Source organism: Pedobacter suwonensis (assembly GCF_900111825.1).
In the GTDB taxonomy this organism is placed as follows: Bacteria; Bacteroidota; Bacteroidia; order Sphingobacteriales; family Sphingobacteriaceae; genus Pedobacter; species Pedobacter suwonensis.
This window is the reverse complement of sequence record NZ_FOJM01000018.1, coordinates 43,320-64,670: the sequence shown is the minus strand read 5'-3', so window position 1 is coordinate 64,670 and position 21,351 is coordinate 43,320. Positions and strand designations below refer to the sequence as shown.

General features: G+C 40.2%; 14 protein-coding genes. 5 read left to right on the top strand and 9 right to left on the bottom strand.

The genetic code is table 11. The features are described 5' to 3' along the window. Positions 1-13: 13 nt before the first annotated feature. The 8 genes from BM107_RS20670 to BM107_RS20635 form a co-directional block, all read right to left on the bottom strand. Complete coding sequence (locus tag BM107_RS20670; RefSeq protein WP_090986891.1) at positions 14-2,326, bottom strand: GH92 family glycosyl hydrolase; 2,313 nt, start codon at positions 2,324-2,326, stop codon at positions 14-16. Next, positions 2,323-3,840, bottom strand: coding sequence for a glycoside hydrolase family 28 protein (locus tag BM107_RS20665; RefSeq protein WP_090987008.1), 1,518 nt, complete (start codon positions 3,838-3,840; stop codon positions 2,323-2,325). The genes BM107_RS20670 and BM107_RS20665 overlap by 4 nt, the downstream gene beginning before the upstream one ends. A gap of 16 nt (positions 3,841-3,856) precedes the next feature. Continuing rightward, a complete protein-coding gene (locus BM107_RS20660; protein ID WP_090986888.1) occupies positions 3,857-6,067 on the bottom strand; it encodes an alpha-N-acetylglucosaminidase in 2,211 nt (736 codons plus the stop codon). Position 6,068: 1 nt separating this feature from the next. Beyond that, positions 6,069-7,295 carry an acyltransferase family protein gene (locus BM107_RS20655; protein WP_090986886.1) on the bottom strand — a complete coding sequence of 409 codons (1,227 nt, stop codon included), beginning with the start codon at positions 7,293-7,295 and terminating at the stop codon, positions 6,069-6,071. Positions 7,296-7,302: 7 nt separating this feature from the next. Further along, positions 7,303-8,286: a purple acid phosphatase family protein gene (locus BM107_RS20650; protein ID WP_090986884.1), complete on the bottom strand. Its 984-nt coding sequence runs from the start codon at positions 8,284-8,286 to the stop codon at positions 7,303-7,305. A 91-nt stretch (positions 8,287-8,377) separates the two neighbouring features. Next, on the bottom strand, positions 8,378-9,976 hold the full coding sequence (locus BM107_RS20645; RefSeq protein WP_090986883.1) for a RagB/SusD family nutrient uptake outer membrane protein: 1,599 nt from the start codon (positions 9,974-9,976) through the stop codon (positions 8,378-8,380). Between the two features lie 11 nt (positions 9,977-9,987). Further along, positions 9,988-13,032 carry a SusC/RagA family TonB-linked outer membrane protein gene (locus tag BM107_RS20640; protein WP_090986881.1) on the bottom strand — a complete coding sequence of 1,015 codons (3,045 nt, stop codon included), beginning with the start codon at positions 13,030-13,032 and terminating at the stop codon, positions 9,988-9,990. 61 nt (positions 13,033-13,093) lie between these two features. Next, positions 13,094-13,981: an inositol oxygenase family protein gene (locus tag BM107_RS20635; protein ID WP_090986878.1), complete on the bottom strand. Its 888-nt coding sequence runs from the start codon at positions 13,979-13,981 to the stop codon at positions 13,094-13,096. A 477-nt stretch (positions 13,982-14,458) separates the two neighbouring features. Here BM107_RS20635 and BM107_RS20630 point away from each other — a divergent pair, with 477 nt between their 5' ends. The 3 genes from BM107_RS20630 (at position 14,459) to BM107_RS20620 (ending at position 18,685) form a co-directional block, all read left to right on the top strand. After that, positions 14,459-15,466, top strand: a complete 1,008-nt coding sequence (locus tag BM107_RS20630) for a LacI family DNA-binding transcriptional regulator (RefSeq protein WP_090986876.1) — start codon at positions 14,459-14,461, stop codon at positions 15,464-15,466. A 125-nt stretch (positions 15,467-15,591) separates the two neighbouring features. Continuing rightward, on the top strand, positions 15,592-17,220 hold the full coding sequence (locus tag BM107_RS20625; RefSeq protein ID WP_090986874.1) for a sodium/sugar symporter: 1,629 nt from the start codon (positions 15,592-15,594) through the stop codon (positions 17,218-17,220). Positions 17,221-17,266: 46 nt separating this feature from the next. Further along, a complete protein-coding gene (locus tag BM107_RS20620) occupies positions 17,267-18,685 on the top strand; it encodes a glycoside hydrolase family 28 protein (RefSeq protein ID WP_244278875.1) in 1,419 nt (472 codons plus the stop codon). Between the two features lie 47 nt (positions 18,686-18,732). On the opposite strand, the gene BM107_RS20615 is transcribed toward BM107_RS20620, so the two are convergent. After that, entirely contained in the window at positions 18,733-19,026 is a 294-nt protein-coding gene (locus BM107_RS20615) for a hypothetical protein (RefSeq protein ID WP_090986870.1), read from the bottom strand. A gap of 144 nt (positions 19,027-19,170) precedes the next feature. Between BM107_RS20615 and BM107_RS20610 the strand changes: the two genes are divergently transcribed. Both BM107_RS20610 and BM107_RS20605 read left to right on the top strand, forming a co-directional pair. Then, a complete protein-coding gene (locus BM107_RS20610; protein ID WP_090986868.1) occupies positions 19,171-19,494 on the top strand; it encodes a TfoX/Sxy family protein in 324 nt (107 codons plus the stop codon). A gap of 752 nt (positions 19,495-20,246) precedes the next feature. Next, positions 20,247-21,329: an efflux RND transporter periplasmic adaptor subunit gene (locus tag BM107_RS20605; protein ID WP_090986866.1), complete on the top strand. Its 1,083-nt coding sequence runs from the start codon at positions 20,247-20,249 to the stop codon at positions 21,327-21,329. Positions 21,330-21,351 lie beyond the last annotated feature (22 nt).

Here is a 21,351-nt window from a genome sequence, read left to right as displayed (position 1 = left end):
GAATTTAGATGATCTAGCGCTTAATGGGTTCGTCTTGAAGGTAAAAGATCAATTCTCCGCCATGAACCAAAGATTGATGTGTAATTTGGTTTTTGGTTAAACTTTTCCCGTTTAAAGTGATTTTAGAACTGTAAATAGATTTTTTACCTTTTCTAATAGTGGTTATGGTTAATTTTTTACCATTGGTTAAAGAGATTACCGCTTGTTTAAACAAAGGACTGGTAAGTTGGTAATTTCCGGAAACAGGATCTACCGGATAAAAACCCAGCGCAGCAAATACATACCATGCAGACATTTGTCCGGCATCATCATTACCACTTAAACCGCCGGAACCTTCACTGTATTCTTCTGCTAAAATGCGCGATATCTGCAGCTGGGTTTTCCATGGAGAATGGGTGTAATTATACAAAAAAGGAATCTGATGGCCAGGTTCGTTGCCATGCCAATACTCCTTTTTAGCAAACAGCGAATCGAGTTTGTTTTCCAGTTTTTTTTCTCCGCCCATCAGCTTAATCAGTCCGGGTATGTCGTGCGGAACGTAAAAGGTGTATTGCCTTGGGGTTCCCTCTGTAATATAGGGTTCGCGGTGATCGGGATAAAAAGGTGTGTACCAGTTGCCATCGGCAAACCTGCCCTTCACCATTCCTTCCTGTTGATCGAATACGTTTTTGTAATTTAAAGACCTTTTCTTCAGTTGTTTATAATCTGATTCTTTACCCAGATCTTTCGCTACAGTAGCCAAAGCATAATCATCATAGGCATACTCAAGCGTTCTGCTCACCTGTTCTTTTTTATGAAAGGCATCCGGAATACTATCCTCCATCGGGATATAACCATATTTAAGGTAACTGTTAATGCCCCTGCGGCCTTTACCGTTAAGGTACTGAGCCGAGTCGGGCATTTGAAATGCATTTTGGCGCATCAATCTGTAGGCTTCTTTTACATCGTAATCCCTGATCCCCTTGTTATATGCTGAGGCCAGAAAAGCGGTAGCATGGTCGCCAATCATAGCTGCAGTATAATTATTCCAGCAGGGAAAAATAGGAAGCCAACCACCTTGTTGCCCTTTTAGCACCAATGAATTTGCAAAATCATTAGCCAGATCGGGTTTTAAAAGTTCTACAAGTGGCAATTGGGCCCGGTAAATATCCCACATCGAAAAATCATCGTAGTAATTGCCTTGTTTTAATGTTTTTTTGGTGTAATTGCCTCCAAATTCGGGATATCCACCATCCACATCATTAAACAATCGGGGGTGCTGTTGTGCATGGTAAAGTGCGGTGTAGAAAATACGCTTATTTTTTTCACTGGCATCACTAACCTTAATCTGGCCAAGCGACCGCTCCCAAACCTGATTGGTTGCAGACACAATCGTTGCTAAACCAGCACTATTAATTTCGGTTTCGAGGTTAAGTTTTGCTGCCGCTATACTGGTAAAGGAGGTACCGGCATAAATACTAATGCTTTCTCCTTTTTGTAGCTTAAAGCCCAGATAGGCACCCAGGTCTTTCTGGTTTTCGACGGATTGATCTGCGGAGACACTGGCACCACTAAATACACCACTTGTTGTGAAAACTTTGCTGATGCGGATAAAAAAATAGCCGCTAAAGCCAGCAGGCTGTCCCCATCCCTGGTAAATGCGATGCACAGGATTGTAGCCCGAAATTTCACCTTTCTGGCGGTCAATTTTGATATAACCTTTGGCCTGGTCGCTGTTTGGGGTAATTAACAAGTAAACACTATCTGCCTTTAAGGCGGTAACTTTGATCAGGCCACAACGCAGGGTCGCGGTAGCCTCAGCAAGCAGGTTATAGCCTGGCAAACTGGTTTTATAATAGGAGGGCGTAGCAACCTCACCGGTATGAGTATAATCTGCAGCATAATCTGTAGCGCTGGTTCTTAGTTTTCCGGAGATGGGCATGATGGTAAAGCTGCCATAATCTTGTGTACACGAGCCGCTGATCCAGTGACTGGCCCTGATGCCATAAAATTTTTTATTGTTGTAGTAATAGGGGGCCAGGCATTTTTTTTCAGACAGCTGGGTTTGCGGGGTCCACTGCGTCATGCTAAAAGGTGGTGCTACTGCGGGTATGGTATTGGCCAGCCTTTCTGTTTTATCTTCTATATGCTGACTGGCAAGTGTGGTGCTGGCGGAAGTGCCTGAAAATGGCTGCACATATTGAATTACCGATTGCTGTGCAAAAGTTTCACAGCCAACAGTTACCAAAAAAAATAAAATGCCGGTATAAAATATCAATCTGGTAGCCTTGTTCTGGCCCCGTGTTATAAACTGTCTGGCAGTTTTTATATGCGATAAAAAAATCATGGCAGCGTTTTTATTGCCTCTTTCTGGTTAGTTGGTAGCTTAATATTTTTAATGGATACCCCGTCTGTTTTTTTCAAAACAATGATGTTTGGATTCTCTGCCTTTTTAATATCCAGTTCTTCTAAATTTATTCCATGTACATCATCAAAAATAACAGCAGGCCTAAAATCGCTTTCCTGATAATTTAGTTTAATGTTTTTAAGCGATATCCCGCTGGCATGGCGTACATAAACACCCCAGGCCGGCAATTCGCCAAACATACTAAATTCAGGATAGCCTGATTCATTTTCATTTACGGTATCCAATGCATCGACTGCAATATGCGCAACTGATTTTGATGCGCCACCACCATAAGTAATTTCTATATTTTCAAGCACTACATTTTCGATAGTATGCCCGGGTATGCCTGTAATTGCTGCGGGGAGTAAATTATGCGGAGCCGTTTTGGGTAATGGTCCTTCAACAGGATAACCCGCATCAGGTTTGGCATTTGGTATATCTGCTTTTAGATTTGCAATACGGATGTTTTTTACGGTGCTGTATTGCGGACTTTTATTCCGGTGACCGAGGCGGATAAAAATGGCATTGCCGGTATACTTTGCATTGACTCCCTCAATATCTACCCCATCAACAAAGCCGCCGTCTACAGCTTCTAGGGCTATCGCAGAACGATAGGTATTGAAAACGGTTATATTCCGAACTTTGATGTTGCGGAATCCACCATAAGAGCCTGTTCCGATTTTAAAACCACTTGCGCTTGAGCGGATGGTACAGTTGTTTACATAAATATTCTCGCAGATTCCGGGACGGCCTTCTGATTTTAAACAAATACCGTCGTCAGCTGCATCAATATTGCAATGGCTGATATTTACATTTTTGCTATTTACAATATCAATTCCATCGTTGTTCCAGTATTCAGTGCTTTCTACGGTTATACTATCAATTATTACTTTGTTACATCCCGCAAAATCCTGTACCCAGCCAGCACTGTTTTTAAGGTTAATATTTTTTACCTTAATATCTTCGCAATTGTTAAAGGCAATTAAACGTGGCCGGTTATATTCTGAAGGGCGCTTGGCCACCCAGGTTTCATCATGCAAGGTGCCTGCATGCAATAACTGCAAAAGGCTTTTAACCACTTCGCTACCTCTTCCGTTTATGGTACCTTTTCCATTGATGGTAATATGGTGCTGGCCATTTGCCGAAATAAGCGGCTGAGCAGCCGCAGGGCCATAATCCATCCGGTTAGTGCTGCCCAGCAATTCGGCACCGGCTGCAAGGTAAAATTCAACCCCCGATTTTAGTTCAACAGGCCCGCTAACAAACTGCCCTGGTGGAACCATTACCCGCCCACCTGATTTAGCAGCCATATCAACTGCCTTTTGTATTGCCCTGGTATTGAGTGTTCCCAATCCTGATTTTGCTCCAAAATCAACAATGTTGAATGTTTTAAGCTGGGCATTAGCCAGCGTATTAAGAGATAAACAAACAAAGGATAGGATCAGGAACCTCATGAAATTTGATTTGGGTTTACTGGTGTAGGATTCCCATGCTTTTGCGGTATTTCTGATGCATTTCAACGGCAACATTAACTGGATTTCCTACTGGAGTTAAGGCATAATCTTTTCTTTGATTTACCCAATTCCATTCCCATTTGCTTACCTCATCGTTAAATTTGGTCATGTCGAGCTCCGTTTTATTTGTAATAGACGCTTCCAGTCTGCTGAAAAACATTTCCCATCTTGGTTTATAAAAATCATTCATTAGCCCGCTCCACTGTCTGCATGCATACTCATTTAGGGGATTTTTGGCATCACCCCACAAAGTAATTAAATCCTTTGCATTCATTTCATATAAGGCTTTTTCCTGTTCACTGGTACCCTGTTTACGGGCATCATTTACCCATGGACCAAGCATGAAATCTTTCCGCGTAGCCAGCAATTTGTCCATGTCTCCGATCAAAGTGATAAACTCTTTACGCGCTGTTTGAAAAGCTTTTAGGTTTTTACTTCGGTAAGCCTCCACCACTTTTCTCTGTAACGGAAGTGCATAATTGGCCAGTACCTGTCTGGTCACATCAACAAGGTCATATTGATAACCATCACTTTGTCTGCAATCTGCTGCTGCGTTAATCAGTTCATCCCAGGCGGGCAATAAATAGCGTTCGTGATAGTTTAATGTCGTTCTGGCCCAGCGAGTCATTGAATCCAGTGTTGGCCGGCCTTGTATAATAGACTCCGCACCATCTCTCACATACTGATCGGCAGGTACACTATAAACCGTTTTTCTAAGTATTTTCCAGGCTTTTAAAGCTTTTGGATTTTTTTTTCCGTAACGGTTAAAAACGTATTGAGGTAACCATGTTTCAAGGTCGATTGGTGTAGAACGCCAAACGTTTTCCATCATCAACTCGTACATTACCGGATTTTGTTCTATGCCTTCCATAGTGAGCCCTATACCATTCATTTTGCCGCTTTTCGGATCTTTTAGCGCCTGTGCGGGTGCTGTAGCTACCACATCCATTCTTCCAAATAAATTGGTGTTCCCGCCAAAGTTGTTCAGCATATTCCAAATCCATGGCTTTCCATAAAAACCTTCTGTACGTTTCCAAACAGGTTCAATTTCTGTAGCTAAATCCAATAAAATCATCCTGTCATTCGGAACAGCCTTTAACAGCGCTTCAGTTTGTGCCTCTTTCCAGAATTTTCTGTCGCTGTAAAACAACCAGCCTTGCATCACCCAAATGGCTTTAGGATCAGCCTGCGACATGCCATCATAAATCCTGGCGCTTAACTTACTCAAAAACTCCGGTTCCGAAGAGGGTGGTTCGTTTTCATTAAAGGTATCTGCAGAATACAGATGGTCTGTACCAAGCATTTCAGTTTGTTTTTGTAAAAACTTCTTTCCGATCTCAGCAAACATTGGATCTTCCGAATCAAGTATATAAGTATCTGCAAAACCGTTGGTCCAGTTTGTGGCTTTTAGTTTAGCATTCGGAAATTTGTTTTTAAATGCTGCGGGTACGTGCCCGGTAAAGGCCGGAAGTACAGGTTTCATGCCAAGTGCTCGTTCACGGTTCAAAATCTTCTTTTGCAATTCGAAATGGCTTTTCATCCAACTTACCGGGAGCGGGCCACCCCAGCCGTCAATATTACCCATCCAAAACCACGAGAAATAAGCCGGTCCGGTGAAAAAACCTTTAAGTTCATCGTCAGAAAAGCCCATTTCTTTGTACAAAAGGTACCAGGTATATTCTTCGCCGGTAATGGCAAGGGGCATGTTAATACCATGTAATGCCATCCAGTCGATCTCTTTTTCCCAACGCGCCCAGTCCCACCAGCTCATGCTGTAATTAAACGTACAATAATTTAGATAATACCGATATTCGTATGGCGTTTCTTTCCTGATTTTTTTTTCAGGCTTAGGCAAGGTTTGTGGAACATTGAGGTTAGTGCCGTTCCAGGTAATCTGGCAGTGTGCATAGTCGGTTAAATATTGATAAAAAGCCGAAGCCAGAGCAACACCATTGTTTCCGCGAAGAATGATTTTATTGTTTTTGGATTCTATCTCGAAAACATCTTTCCCTTTAACAGCAGGAAGACTTTCTGTGGAGAAAGATTTTGCATATCTTGGCAATACCCGTTCTATGAGTTGGTTTGAAGTATTTAAAAAATCCTGCGCAAGTGCCCGGTTAATAAACAAGGAAACAAGTACAACTGAAAAGTATAATTTTAATTTCATATCAAATTTTTAAGAACCACTTTTTATCGTAAAAGAACTTTAATAAAAACAGTTGAATCAATAACACCCCCGTCCATAAAGCGGCTTCGTGCCATAGGGTCGGGATGAGTTTTATTAAACCACCAAATAAGAAAGCAGACGATGATTCAAAGTTGAAAAGTCCGTGTGCACAAACATAAATTAGAATACTGTTGGTTCCAAACCATATAAACGGAGTACTCCATCTGGAATAGGAGCAGATATCAATAATGTAATAAAACAGGGCGAAGAGTATTATACTCCAGCCTCCTGCAAATAAAACAAACGAGCTGGTCCACATGGTTTTATTGATGGGGAAGAGGAAGCTCCATAACAAACCAAGTCCAATGCTTAGCAATCCGCTGCCAGCTAAAGCAGCAACTTTCTGGTTGGGTGTAAAGTTAAATCTGGTCGATTTAATGAAAGCTCCGGTAAAAATGCCCAGCATTGCCGAACAAATGGCGGGTATTGTGCTTAATAAGCCTTCGGGATCGTAAATGGTTCGATGAAGTTTACCAGGCAGAAATAGCCTGTCAAAATAAGCAGAAAGGTTTCCTTCCTGCGTAAAAACCCCAGGCCCGAAATGGGGAACAGGCACAAATGTCATCAACAGATAATATCCTGTAAGGATTGCCACAAACCAAACAATCATTCTTCTTATAGAACAATTTAAATAAATGATCGCCGCAAAAAATGTAGCTAAAGCTATCCTACCCAATACGCTTGCAAAGCGGGTATTTTCATATCCGTTAAATTTTAACAGTCCATTTACAGCAAAGCCCAAAATGATGAGTATCAGCGTTCTCTTGATTAGCGGAAAATATATTTTTAGTGATGAATGCCTGTTTTTTTCTCTTTCAGCAAAATATTTTTGATAGGAGTAAGGCATGGATACTCCGGAAATAAATATGAACAAAGGGAAGATCAGATCATAAAACGTAAAACCGTTCCATGGAGAATGGTGCAGCTGATTGCTGATTCCAATAAAAAATTTTTCAAAGAAAGATAAGCTGTCATTTGTAGAAATGGTCCAGTCTGTAGGATTTCTTTTTAAAGCATGCTCGTTCATGATCCCAGTGGCAAGGCCATGGAATATCCCTTCACCACTCACAATCCAAAACATGTCGAAACCCCGTAAAGCATCCAGGGAAATTAATCTTTTGGGCTTTTCTACCTTTTCGTCAATGTTTTTTGTTTCAATAGCTGTCATGAAAGGGTTACTTCTTGATTAAAGTGTTATAAATAACATCACCTTTATCGTTAATTACCTGCACGCGTAACTGGTCTTTATTTACTGAAAATAGCATAAAGCCATATTCTGATGCAACCATTTGTGCTTCCGGTATGAGTTTAACAGGTGTCTTCTCTGATGCACCTCCGGAAATGAAATGATGGGTTTTACCTGCTGGCTTAAGATATTGTAAACTGTGTTCGTGGCCGGTTAAATAAACATCAACACCGTATTGATCAAGTATGGGTTTCAATGTGCTTCTGATCGCTTTGGTATCATAACCATCTGTACGGCTACCGCCTGTAAACATGGGGTGATGACCTACAACAATTTTCCACTTAATTGACGGATCTTGATCAGCAAGGGTTTTAACCAACCATTTTTTTTGGCCTGTGGTGTCTTGCCCTTTAACGTTTGGACCATACTCCGCGTTTTTATAAAACTCAGGTATGAGCGGATTTGTATCAATAAATGCGATCAACACCTGATTATTTACATCTCCGTTGATGGGAAACTTCTTTGAATAATAACGGGCCGGCATTTTCCATCTTCTGCTTATTTTCGAATATTCTACCTGCGCATCAGGATTGGATTTGTAATCATGGTTTCCTAAAACTACATACCAATCCCATTGTAAAGAAAAGTCAGTATAGATATCTTCATAAGAATATTTAAATGATGGATCTTGGGGACTGATTACACCACTAGGGTAGAAGTTATCGCCGGTAGAAATGATAAACTGTGCTTTAACATCAGCGGCGGTAATGCCCATTTGTTTTGCAACCGGTTTCTGATGGTCAGCGCCATTTCGTCCCCAATCGCCTAACGCCAGAAAATGCAATGCGCCGGGGTCTTTAACTAAGGTTTTACTGGCAGCAACGGCTTCAGCCGGGTTTTTAGTAATGATTTGGGCATAAAGCGTACTGACAGAGAGAAGCGGAATAAAAAAAAGTAGTCGTTTGATCATCATTTTGAATATAGTTGCAAAGAAAGACAATGAAGTGTTAAAATAAAAATTTCTCCAGACGGATCGTCTGGAGAAATTTTAACTAAAGCTGGATTTAATTATAGCCCGGGTTTTGTTTCAATTTTGGATTGAGAATCAGCGCCGAGGCCGGAATAGGCATCAATCGATGGAAAAGTTGCGCATCTGTTTTAAAGCCCCATGTTCCTTCATATTTTCCAAAGCGAATCATATCGTTGCGGTGCCAGCATTCCCAGGCCATTTCTCTGCAGCGTTCTTTATATAAATCTTCTAAAGTAACTGAAGTCCATGCAGGTGAAGTGGTACGCACTGCTCTTAATTGATTCACTAATGATAATGCCGTTTGACCTTGGGTAGGCGTAGCCCCGCGAAGGATCGCTTCTGCTTTCATCAATAAAATATCTGAATATCTGAAAACCGGCACGTCATTGTTTTGATTTCTGCTTGATGAGGTACTGTCGCAATAAAATTTATTGTTTCTGTAGCCCATGTTCCAAGCAATTTCATCGTTTCCGGCGTCAAAAGGTCTTGATGCATCTCTCAGGGTAACATTTGGCGTAATATCTACCTGATAGGTGAGTGCAGCAGAACCATCAGAGCCTGAATAAAATTGATCGTATCCTTTTTTGGTAGTTGCGACTGTTACGGGCGAGCCATCATAATAAGTCTGCAACCCTTTGATCCATTGTGCATTCCTTTTATCATTAGGATCATTGAAATTTGCATAATACTCTGGCAAAGTACTCATTGGGGCACTTGGCGTAAATTTTAAGCTATATTTTTTCTGTAAAGAACGCGGTAGAGAGTAACGGGAATAAATCATGGTACCATTACTGAAACCCGGATCGAAAGGAATGGCAAAAATAAATTCCTTGATTTGTGGTCCGTTATCAATGAAGAACATCTTTCTGTAATCGCTTTCCAAACTATAAGGAGAGCCTGAGGCACCAATAATGGCATCGCATGCCGCTACTGCATCGTTATAACGTTGAGTCCCGGTATATACTTCGGCATTTAAGTACATTTTAGCCAAAATTGCATAGGCCGTATATTTATTTGGGCGGCCATAGGTTGCTGCTCCTGTAGCACTGCTTAAGTTCGGCAATACCTCTTTAAGTTCGGCTTCAATAAAGTTAAAAACTTCCAGGCGCGATTTGGTTTCTGGCGGCGTTGTTTGTCCGAAAGTGGTTACAATAGGTATATTTCCCCATAAGTCCATCATCATAAAAAATGCCAGGGCCCTGGTTGCCCGTACTTCGGCTACGGCTACTGTTTTTCCCGGTGATTCTGGTGCATCTTTCAGTAAAAATAAGCTCTGGTTGGCTTTACTGATGGTTGCAGAAAGCCATCCCCAACCGCTACCCACATGTCCGTTGTCTTTATTCCAGGTGTGTTTATGGTGGTTTTCAAATACCCCTCCATCATACCAGTTTCCACCACGTGCCGGCATAATGGCTTCATCAGTACTCAACGACTGCATAAAGAAGTAATCGGTACTCCAGTTTTGGCGCAGTTGTACATATACCTGACCAGTTAGCTGTATGAAGTGTTGGTCTGTTTGTGGAAATGTTTCTGGAGTAAGCTGTGTTTCCACTTTTAAATCCAGTTTATGGCAGGAAGTTAATACGCCTAGCGATAAAGCTGTTCCTGCAATATATTTGATAAGATTTTTCATCTTCTTAATTTTTAATTAAATGATACGTTTAAACCAAATAAGAAAGTTCTGGTTTTAGGATAAAAGTTATTGGTATCTACACCCGGAGCAGTACCACCCTGATTAATCTCAGGGTCTATTCCTTTGTAACCGGTAATCACAAACAGGTTATTTGCTGTGGTATATAACCGAAGAGAACTTATACCAGGGATAAGTCCCTTTTTGAACGTGTAGCCAAGTGTCGCATTATCTAAACGCAGGTAACTCGCATTCTCCAAGAATCTGCTCGAATATTTATACGAGTTGAAATCAGCTACTGATTCATTTTCAACTTCTACCGGTATATTGGTAAACTGTGCAGTACTCGGGCGGAATAAATCTGCACGGGTAACGTTCATGATTTTAACACCCACTACTGCTCTCATAAATACGCTCAAATCAAAATTCTTGTATCTCACATTGTTTGTCCAACCTAACAAAGCTTTCGGTTGTGCATTACCAAGGATATAATAATCGGTTTTATTAAGCAATCCCTGTGTTTTAATATTACCAGCAGCATCATAATATTGAGATACGCCATTGGCATCTTTACCAGCATATTTAAAGGTGAAAAAAGTACCAATCGGCTCTCCTGGTTTAAGTATTTGCAATGTTGCACCACTCTGTCCGGCTCCATCAGGAGAAACCGTAAGGCGGTCTTCGATATTAAATCTGCTGTCATCTGACAAGCTGATCACTTTATTGCGGTTATGTGCCAGGTTGAACCCGGTTGTCCATGTAAAATTGTCGGTGCTTACTGGCGTACCGTTTAAAACCAATTCGATACCTTTATTGCTCAAACTACCAACGTTCGCCGTATAGGCACCCGCTGGATATAGATTGTTATCTACGCCAAATGTCAGAATCAAATCGGTTGTTTTTTTATCGTACAGGTCAACAGAACCCGATAATCTGCCGTTGAAAAGTCCGAAATCTAAACCGATATTGGTTGTAGCAGTCTTTTCCCATCTTAAATCAGGGTTTTCATTTTGGATGGCGCCATAAGCACCTTCTCTTGGCGAACCGTTATAATAAAACTGCCCAACCTGACCATAAATAAGTTTAGTAGTTAACGGGGCAAAGCCAAGTGAGTTACCCGCTATACCATAACTACCTCTTAATTTAAGGGTTTTGATTACGCCAACGTTTTTAAAGAAGTTTTCCTGATCAATGTTCCAGGCTGCACCTACAGATGGGAAATAGCCCCATTTTTCATTGGTACCAAATACATTTGATCCGTCTCTTCTGATTGATCCCTGTAAAAGGTATTTGTTTTTGTAGTTATAATTTACCCTCGCAAAATCAGAGATCATCAAAATTTCCTGATACGTTACGCCTGGATTAAAATCAACCCTGAAGTCGGTTACCGCATAAGGGTTTCCCAAACTTAAGTTGTTGTAGCTAACCTGATTAATCGGAAAATTGGTAGAGGTAGCCTGAAAGCCATCATTATTTAATGATTGCTGATAAGAATAACCCACCACGGCATTGATATCATGATCGCCAAATTTTTTGTTCCAGGTTAAATAGGTTTCAACAATTTTATTGGTGTTTTGATAAGCATTTCTTACGGCCAGACCATCTTTACCCACTAAGGTTACGAAGCTTGGTGTTGCTGGTGGCTCAGGCGTATTGCGCACATTGTTATATCTGGAAGTATAAATGCTGTTGTAAAATGCACCGTAAACATTTTGGCTATTCTGATAGGAAGCAGAAACATCATAAGAGAAACCGAATGGTAATTTCAGGTTAACGGTTAAATTACCTAAGATATTTTTATTCTTCAGATTTTCTGTACCGTTTTCAAGCATCGAAACCGGATTGTAGTAGCTGGTTTGAATAAGGTTATCAAAATAAGACCCGTCCGGGTTTTTTACAGGCGATGTTGGCAGATAAGTGAGCATTTGCGACAATACCGTATTGCGATAAGGAACCAGGTTAGCATTACTTACCGAGTTGCTGATGTTCAATCCAATTTTTAACTTATCATTTAAAGCTTTTTGTTCAATGCCAATACGACCGATAAATCTGTTTAAGTCGCTTGTTTTTATAATACCATCTTGCTTGAAATAGTTTAAGCTTGCATTATAGGTCGTTTTTTCAGTTCCTCCGCTAAGCGATACATTATGGTTGTATGACAAGGCATCGGTACGTTGTACCTCATTCTGCCAGTTGGTGTTGGCACCTTTATCATTGGCTGGCGTAAGGGCAGTATTTGTTTTCGCTAAAAATGCCTTTAATTGATCAGCATCCATCATGTCGTATCGGTTCGATACATTTTCTACACCAAAGTAACCATTATAGCTAATTTGTGTTGCGCCTGCTACTCCTCGTTTAGTAGTAACCATAATTACGCCATTCGCCGCCCTGTTACCATAAATAGAAGCGGCAGCAGCATCTTTTAGCACGTCAATGGAAGCAATGTCATCTGGAGCTAAAATCGAAATATCGGCACCAACAACACCATCAATTACAAAGAGTGGCGATTGCGCACCATCACGTAGGGTAGAGGCACCACGCATGATGATGGCTGCGGTACGGTTTGGATCGCCACTTCTGGTAATATTTAATCCAGGTACCTTTCCTTGCAGCATCTGGCCTACATCACTAATGGCTCCCTTATTCAAATCGTCACCTTTAACCGTAGAAATGGAACTGGTTAATGCTTTTCTCGAGCTTTTTCCGTAACCTACAACCACTACATCCGTAAGTGATGAAGCTGCTTCACTAATAACCACCTGGTAGGTAGAGGCATTGGTTACGGTAAGTTCTTTTGTTTGATAGCCTAAAAAGCTAAAGAGGATTTTATCGCCTGTTTTTGCGGTGATGCTAAATGAACCACCAGCGCCTGTTGAGGTAACTTTTGTTGTGCCCTTTACCGTTACAGAGGCCCCTACAATAGGCAGTTTGGCATCGTCAATTAAATTTCCGGTAATTTTTCGTTCAGTTTGCGCATAAGCAGTGTTGAACGCCTGGCTGAGGAGTAAAAGCAGCATAAACAGGCCGCTATACTTTAAGCGTGTACAGTTAAATCTCATAATTTTTGTAAAATTAGATTCATAAATTGTTTATTTGGTTATCAATGTTTGGAGATAGAATTTAAAATTTAATAGTGGCTGGCAAATACTTCGCCACCAATGCTTTGTAATAAGGTTCCAGTTCTGCCCAGCTTTTTTGATTGGGGTTTTTAGAATATAAATCGTACGGGTTAAACAGGTTAACCCACTTGAACATTTCATGGTCTTTTTCATTCATCAGGTGTTCGTAGGCATGCTCCCGGTGTTGCGAATAAAAAGAGTGGTAACGGAGCATGTATAATCCTGGTTCAGGCAGGTAGGGTTTCATCATGTGGTATACATATTCATCATGGCCCCAAGACATGTCTACATTATCCAGTCCACAATTTTGGGTATAAACCCCTAATTTGGTCTGGTAAATTTCATTTTTGTAATCAGGATTCTCACTAAAAAATTCCGGATAAACAATTTTATCAGAATAAGCACAACCTACCGGGAAAGTATCGCCCACAACAGCCCATTGCGGTTCTCCGAATAAACAAAGTACTTTACCCATATCGTGGATTAAACCAACCAAAACCATCCAGTCCGGGTGGCCATCGTTCCTGATGGCTTCAGATGTTTGCAACAAGTGCTGCATCTGGTCTAAATCCGTATCAGGGTCAGAGTCATCCACCAGCTTGTTTAAAAAATCGAAGGCACTCCAGATCGGCATCTCTTTTTTATCAAACTTTAAGTAATCGGCTTTTTTCTGTTTTACAAAATCATAGGTTTGATAGGTATGGTTAAGCCTGTAAAATTCTTTTACACTATCCTTTTCCGTTTCTTCGTAATTTCTAAACTGCTCTTCTTTTTTGTCAGCATTGATATTTTTCGGATCTGGATAGCGGGTCAGGATATCCTCTTCCCATTGATCAAGATTTTGCAACGGATTTTGATTATCCTTTGAAGATGCGCTCTGGTTTCTCATAAGGTTAGAAATTTATTTTTACGAAAATTTTGTTGGTTGTTGAGTTAAAGTTGAGTTTTTGCAAGCTGAAAATTTTATGTTTGGCCAACTTTATTTACTTAAACGATTACGTAAAATCTTATTTCAAACGTTTGATATTTTTTTAAGTATCTGAAAATCAAATTCTTGTTATATTTTGTTTACCTGTAGCGCAAGCCTGCTGTTTTGAAGCATTTAGCGAAAAGCAAAAAAGAAAAAATGGACTTGATCGTGTGATTATTTTATATTTGCGTTTGTAGCCGGCGTATTTATTCATAAAAAAAATATCAGGTTGCTTAACCAGCAAACGTTTAAAAATCTACTTCAGTGGTTGTATCGTATAATCAATGAGGTTATTGTTTTTAAGGTGCTGCTGGTAAAGAAAGGTGAGCGCTGCCGTCGCGATTTTATCGGTAATGGTTATGCAAGCCTTAAAAACTAACAAAACAAATTAAAAACATGGCGGAAGCAGTTAATATTAAGCGGTTGGCTCAGGAGTTGAACATTTCTATCGCAACCGTTTCTAAGGCCCTCAACGACAGCTATGAAATTAGTTTAAAAACCAAAAACAGGGTATGGGATTTAGCCAGAGAACTGAATTATACCCCAAATCCGGCGGCGAGTAACCTCCGCAGTAATAAAACCAAAACTATCGCAGTAGTAATACCCTTTGTAGCCAATAATTTCTTCTCCCTATCGATCATGGGAATCGAAGAAATTGCAAGGCAGTATGGTTATCATGTGCTTATTTATCAAACCCATGAAAATATAGAGGCTGAAAAAGCATTTACCAATAGCTTGCTAAATGGAAGGGTAGATGGCATTCTTACATCTGTATCGAGCAGTGAAGATAATCGTGAATATTATGCCAATCTGGTCAAGAAAATTCCTTTGGTATTTTTCGATCGGGTTTACGAAGACCTGGATGCAGTTAAAGTAACTACTGATGATTACGAAATCGCTTATCAGGCCACTGAACATCTGATCGATTGTGGCTGTACCAAAATTGCCTATTTATTTGGACTCGAAAACCTTCCGGCGGGCAAGGCAAGGTTTGCAGGGTATCTTGATGCCCTGAAAGCACACGGCATAGCGCCTTCAGCCGAACTTGTTGTCAACTATCTGGATGGAGAAGCACTTAACCTCGAACAAATAAAGAAATTGCTTGAAAAGTTCCAACCCGATGCACTCTTTTCATCAATTGAAGAATTTATTATCCCTGCTTATTGCGCCTGTAGAGAAGTAGGTTTGCAAATTCCGGATGATATTAAAATACTCAGTTTTTCTAATCTGAGTACAGCAAAGCTTTTAAGTCCTTCGCTTACCACCATTTCACAGCCTGCTTTTGAAATTGGGCGTGAAGCAGCGAAATGCCTCTTCAAAATCCTCCACAAAAAACAATTGGATGATGAACAGAATATTATCCTGAAATCGGTACTCATCAAGCGCGAATCTACGGGCTGTTAGCCGTGTGGTTTTAAATCGTTAAAGCCTGTAACGCGAAAACGTTTACGTAATTAAATAATTCAATAAAACATCCAACATTGGGATTTTTTCTGATTTTTAAAAAAAACCAAATGTAAAATATCCTTATGAACCACCTGTCTGCATTCGACTATGTTATTTTTTTAATGTATTTTATATTAGTGTCTGCATATGGTTTTTGGGTGTACCGGAGCAAGAAAAAAAAACGTACAGATACCAAAGATTATTTCCTTGCAGAAGGTTCGCTCACATGGTGGGCTATCGGGGCATCTATTATCGCCTCTAATATTTCTGCTGAGCATTTTATCGGTATGTCGGGTTCGGGTTTTGCCATGGGGCTGGCCATTGCAAGTTACGAATGGATGGCTGCCGCCACACTTATCATCGTGGCCATATTCTTCTTACCCATTTACATCAAGAACAAGATTTATACCATGCCACAGTTTCTATCCAACCGTTATAATAAAACGGTAAGTACGCTGATGGCGGTTTTCTGGTTATTGGTTTATGTATTTGTAAACTTAACTTCGATATTCTTTCTTGGGGCCATTGCCATTGAAACCATTACGGGGATTCCGTTTAATATATGTATCGTTTTTCTGGCGATTTTTTCTGCCATTATTACGCTGGGCGGCATGAAGGTAATTGGTTATACCGATGTAATACAGGTTTTTGTTTTAGTGGCAGGCGGACTGATTACCTGTTATATGGCGCTTAAACTGGTGGCTGAAAAACTGGATGCACCGAGTGTTCTGGCTTCGCTTCCACTGTTGCGCAGCGAAGCGTCTGATCATTTTCATATGATATTTGCCAGGGGAGATAAATTTTACAACGAATTGCCCGGGATAGCGGTACTGGTGGGCGGTTTGTGGATCAATAACTTAAATTATTGGGGCTGTAACCAGTATATTGTTCAAAGGGCTTTGGGTGCGGACTTAAAAACCGGGCGTAGCGGACTAATATTTGCGGCGTTTCTAAAATTACTTATTCCGGTAATTGTGGTAATTCCGGGCATTGCAGCCTATGTATTGTATCAGCGGGGATATTTCCAGGCCGAAATGCTTGATGCAGCCGGGACGGTTAAGCCCGATCATGCCTATCCGGTACTGATGAATTTATTGCCGGCAGGAATAAAAGGCCTCGCCTTTGCTGCGCTCACCGCTGCTATTGTAGCCTCGCTAGCAGGTAAATGTAACAGTATTGCCACTATTTTTACGCTTGATATCTACAAGAAGTTTATTCAACCGGAAGCCTCAGAAACACGGATGGTTTCGGTTGGCCGCTGGTCGGTGGTTGTTGCTTCGTTAATTGCCATTGTTATTGCCCCTGCCTTGCGGAGTTTCGATCAGGTTTATCAGTTTATTCAGGAATATGTTGGTTTCATTTCACCAGGGGTTTTTGCCATTTTTTTACTCGGCTTTTTCTGGAAAAGAACCACTTCCCGCGCAGCGCTTACCGCTTCTTTATTAACGATCCCATTATCTACTTTTTTTAAATTTCTGCCTACATTAACCCGGGGCACTATCGAACCTATTCCTTTCTTAAACAGAATGTCGTGGGTATTTCTGATTATAATTGCGGTAATGGTAATCATAACTTTAGCCGATCCGAAAAGTAAAAATAACCCGAAAGGGCTTGAAATTGATAGCAGTATGTTTAAGGTTACACCGGCATTTACCATTGCCTCAGTAATTATCTGTGGTATACTGGCAGCACTTTATACTGTTTTTTGGTAACTGGAACAATTAAATACCCAAAATATTTTTTTATAACGATTTGAAAATGAAGATTAGACCTTTATTGTTTTTTGCACTGCTGATTTCTTTCAGTGGGATGGCCCAGAATAAATTATATAATATTAAGAATTATGGTGCAGTGGGCGATGGCAAAACCAATGATGCCGCTGCTATCCAGAAAGCCATTAATGCCTGTTCGGCGGCAGGTGGCGGCCAGGTTATTGTACCTGCCGGAAATGTGTTTTTAGCAGGTCCTTTCAATCTGAAATCTTTTGTTGAATTAAGGGTAGAAGGCGGGGCAAAAATCTTAGCCAGCCCTGACGAAAAATTATATACTCAAAGTGCTTTTAGGGAGAATAAGGGCGAAGGCACCATTTGGATAGGTGGAGAAAAGCTGGAACAGGTGAGCATTACCGGAGCAGGGGTAATTGATGGGAATGGAATTTCGTTTATGGGGGAGGAATTAAGTGATTCGTATGTTTTAAAACCTTTTAATATTGTAGATCCGAGGCCGCATTTGCTTACACTAACCGGTTGTAATAAACTGAATATAGATGGGGTAACTTTTCAAAATTCCGCTTACTGGACGGTTCATTTGGTGGGCTGTAATGATGTTTCCATATCAAATATCACATTGCTGAACAGCATAAAAATCCGTAATAGTGATGGTATTGACCTGGATCACAGTAAAAATGTACGGATTACCAATTGTTTCATAGAATCAGGTGATGACTGTATTTGTTTAAAAAACAGGCGCGAGTTTGAAGAATATGGTGCGTGCGAAAACATTGTGATTAGCAACTGTACCATGACCTCCAGCTCGTGTGCCATCAAAATAGGTTCTGAAAACATGGACCGGATCAGTAATGTACTCATCAATAATTGTAATATCAGAAAGAGCAACCGAGGTATTGGAATTCAGAATCGTGACGAGGGAACCGTGGACAATGTGGTTTTTTCAAACCTGTTTATCGAGTCGAAATTGTTTTCAGATGTATGGTGGGGCAAGGCAGAACCGATTTATATCACTGCTTATCCAAGAGCAACGAGCAATAATAAAGACGCTGGCTGGCGTTTACCAAAGGGCCAGACCAAAGGTAAGGTGGGTGCGGTTAAGAATATTTATTTTAGTAACATCAGGTGTACAGGAGAAAGCGGTGCTTACATCAGCGGCGAAAGCCCGGATAAAATTTCTGAAATCTATTTTGACCAGGTGAGTGTTTATCTCGATAAAACAACTAATGAAGCAGGGGGAGTATATGATCGCAGACCCAGCAATGTTGAAGGACTGGTTAAAAGCGCGGTTGCAGGATTTTATTTCGAAAATACAGGATACATCAGTTTGCAGAACAGTAATGTAGTTTGGGGTAAAAATAAACCAGCCTATGCAGGTAAGGCCCTGGAAAAAAAGAATGTAACTAAGCTTAAAATAGTTAATTTTAGCGAAACCACCGTTGAGAAGTAAGAGATTTTAATACTTTGGTTGCGTTTTAACGAACCAGGTATTGCTGTTTAAAGTGTAGATTGATCTGTTATTGGCTGCTCGTTATCCATGGCAATTTCAATCAATGCGTTATTGATTTCGCCGATGGTTTTAACACTGAAAACATGTCTGCCGGTTAACCAACGCTTGATTTCATCGGGATTAATATCCAATATGGAAGCCAGGTCGTTTTCTGTTGAACCCTTTCCAGCAAGCATTGCTATGGTTTTTTGGGCAACAGCAAGGTTTAACTGCGTTAATTTTTCAATCGCAGGATTTCCGGTTTCTTGCAGCCAGATCGAAACAAAATCATTTTCTTCCATTTTATTCTTTACTTAAAACGTCAGCTAACTTTAGCAGCAGCAGGTTGTTTGGGCGACAAATTTAGCGATTAAGCCAGTTAAAGCAAATCAGAATGAAAAGAATAGCCTAATTTTACAGAAAGTTCAAGTCAAATCAATTTAAAAATGGCATCAGATCAGAAATTTGTAGATTTTATAATCGATCAGGTCGGTTATGCAGGGCAGATTACCTGTAAAAAAATGTTTGGCGAATATGGCTTGTATTTTGATGATAAATTGTTTGCACTCGTATGTGATAACAAATTATTTGTTAAACCAACGCAATCAGGAAAGGCCTATATCAGTGATGTAGTAGAAGCGCCGCCTTATCCGGGCGCAAAAAATCAATTTCTAATTGAAGAGCAGCTGGAAGACCGCGATTGGTTGCAAAAACTCGTAGCTATCACGGTTGCTGAACTGCCTGAACCCAAACCTAGAAAAAAGAAATAAGGAGATGAATGCAGACTAAAAAAGTGTTCCTATACTTATTTTTTATGAACGGCTAGCCAAAAAAAACTATTTGTGTAAATTAAGAATTTGCATTTCTGGTTCAGAACCTGCAGAAATTTCACCTAACGGCGCTATGCCACAAGCTGCCCATATAAATTTAAAAATATTAAGGAATTCGCATTGGATGTCCCTGTCAGATTGTATTTCGTTTTCCATATTATACCGCTTTAATCTGATTATCAAACAAAAAATGGCTGGTTTTCTTTGCACTAAAATAAAGCTTTAATGTAAATATACTGTTCTGTAAAGGTTAAGGATATATTGTCTTTTTAGCGGCCATTACTTATATAATCAAGGTGATGGAGAAAACCCTTCACCTGTCCTTACACGCAAATACAACGAAAAAAAAGACGTTGTTTCATGCTTTAAAAAATAAAAAACATCATTCATATTGTGCTTTTTGGTTGAAATCAAAGTGTTTACAGTAAGTAAACCGATTTAAAATATAGTTTAAAACCCTGTATTTCTGTTTCTAAATACAATTTTTCCTGCCTAAACCTGAAGTTCAACTTCATTATAACTTCATAAAACTGTATTTATTTCGCTATCGAATTAAATCATTGCGTAACCATCATTTATTGAAATCAAAAAAGCATCTATAAACCGGTTGTGGAATGCTTTTCATAAATAAATGGTTACCCACGGAAACTAATTAGAGAAAAAATAAATCAGATTAAAACCACTCCAAAAAAATGAAAAGAGTTCTCATGTGCTTAGGCTTGTTTACTTTGCTTTACGCAACAAGTTGCACCTCGAAGAAAGAAGAAAAAGAAGAAGTAGCCACTTACGCGGTAACTTCCCCCGTACGAATGGACACCTCCTTTACCAAAGAATATGTTTCGCAGATCAAATCTGTTCGGAATATCGAAGTTAGGGCCCAGGAAAAGGGTTATCTCCAAAATATTTATGTAGATGAAGGCCAGCATGTAAAAGCAGGCCAGTTGTTGTTTAAAATTATGCCTAAAGCAGCACAATCTGAATTGTTAAAGGCACAGGCAGAAACCAAATCGGCTCAAATCGAACTGGAAAACACCAAATTACTTTCAGATAAAAATATCGTTTCCAAAAATGAGCTGGCCATGGCCAAAGCAAAGCTGCAATCGGCAAACGCCGAAACTTCTCTGGCGAAATTCCACCTGTCTAATACCGAAATCAGGGCACCTTTCGATGGTACGATCGATCGTATCCCTTTAAAATTGGGAAGTTTGGTTGATGAGGGGGCTTTATTAACCAGCCTGTCAGACAATAGCCAGGTTTTTGCATATTTCAATGTGTCAGAACCTGAATATTTAAACTACCAGAGTGCTGCGAAAGCAAAAGGTCAGCAAGAAGTGAGTTTATTATTGGCAAACGGCGAATTTCTAAAGGCAAAAGGTAAAGTAGAAGTTATTGAAAGCGAGTTTGATAACGAAACCGGAAATATTGCTTTCAGGGCAAGGTTCAACAACAGCGATAACCTGCTTAGAAACGGCGAGACAGGTAAGGTTCATATGGTCGTACCACTAAAAAATGCCATCATTATCCCGCAAAAAGCCACTTACGATATCCAGGACAAAACCTATGTTTTTGTAGTGGATAAAAATAATAAGGTACACTCTAGGGTAATTACCATCGCGGGCGATCTTCCTGATTTGTACATCGTGGGCGATGGCATTACCGTTGAAGATAAAATTCTGCTTGAAGGCGTACAAAAGGTTAAGGACGATGATAAAATTGCCTTTAAATTTCAGCAACCTCAGGAAGTATTGAAACAATTGAGATTGAAAACAGAATAATCTAAACCCTCTATACTTAATT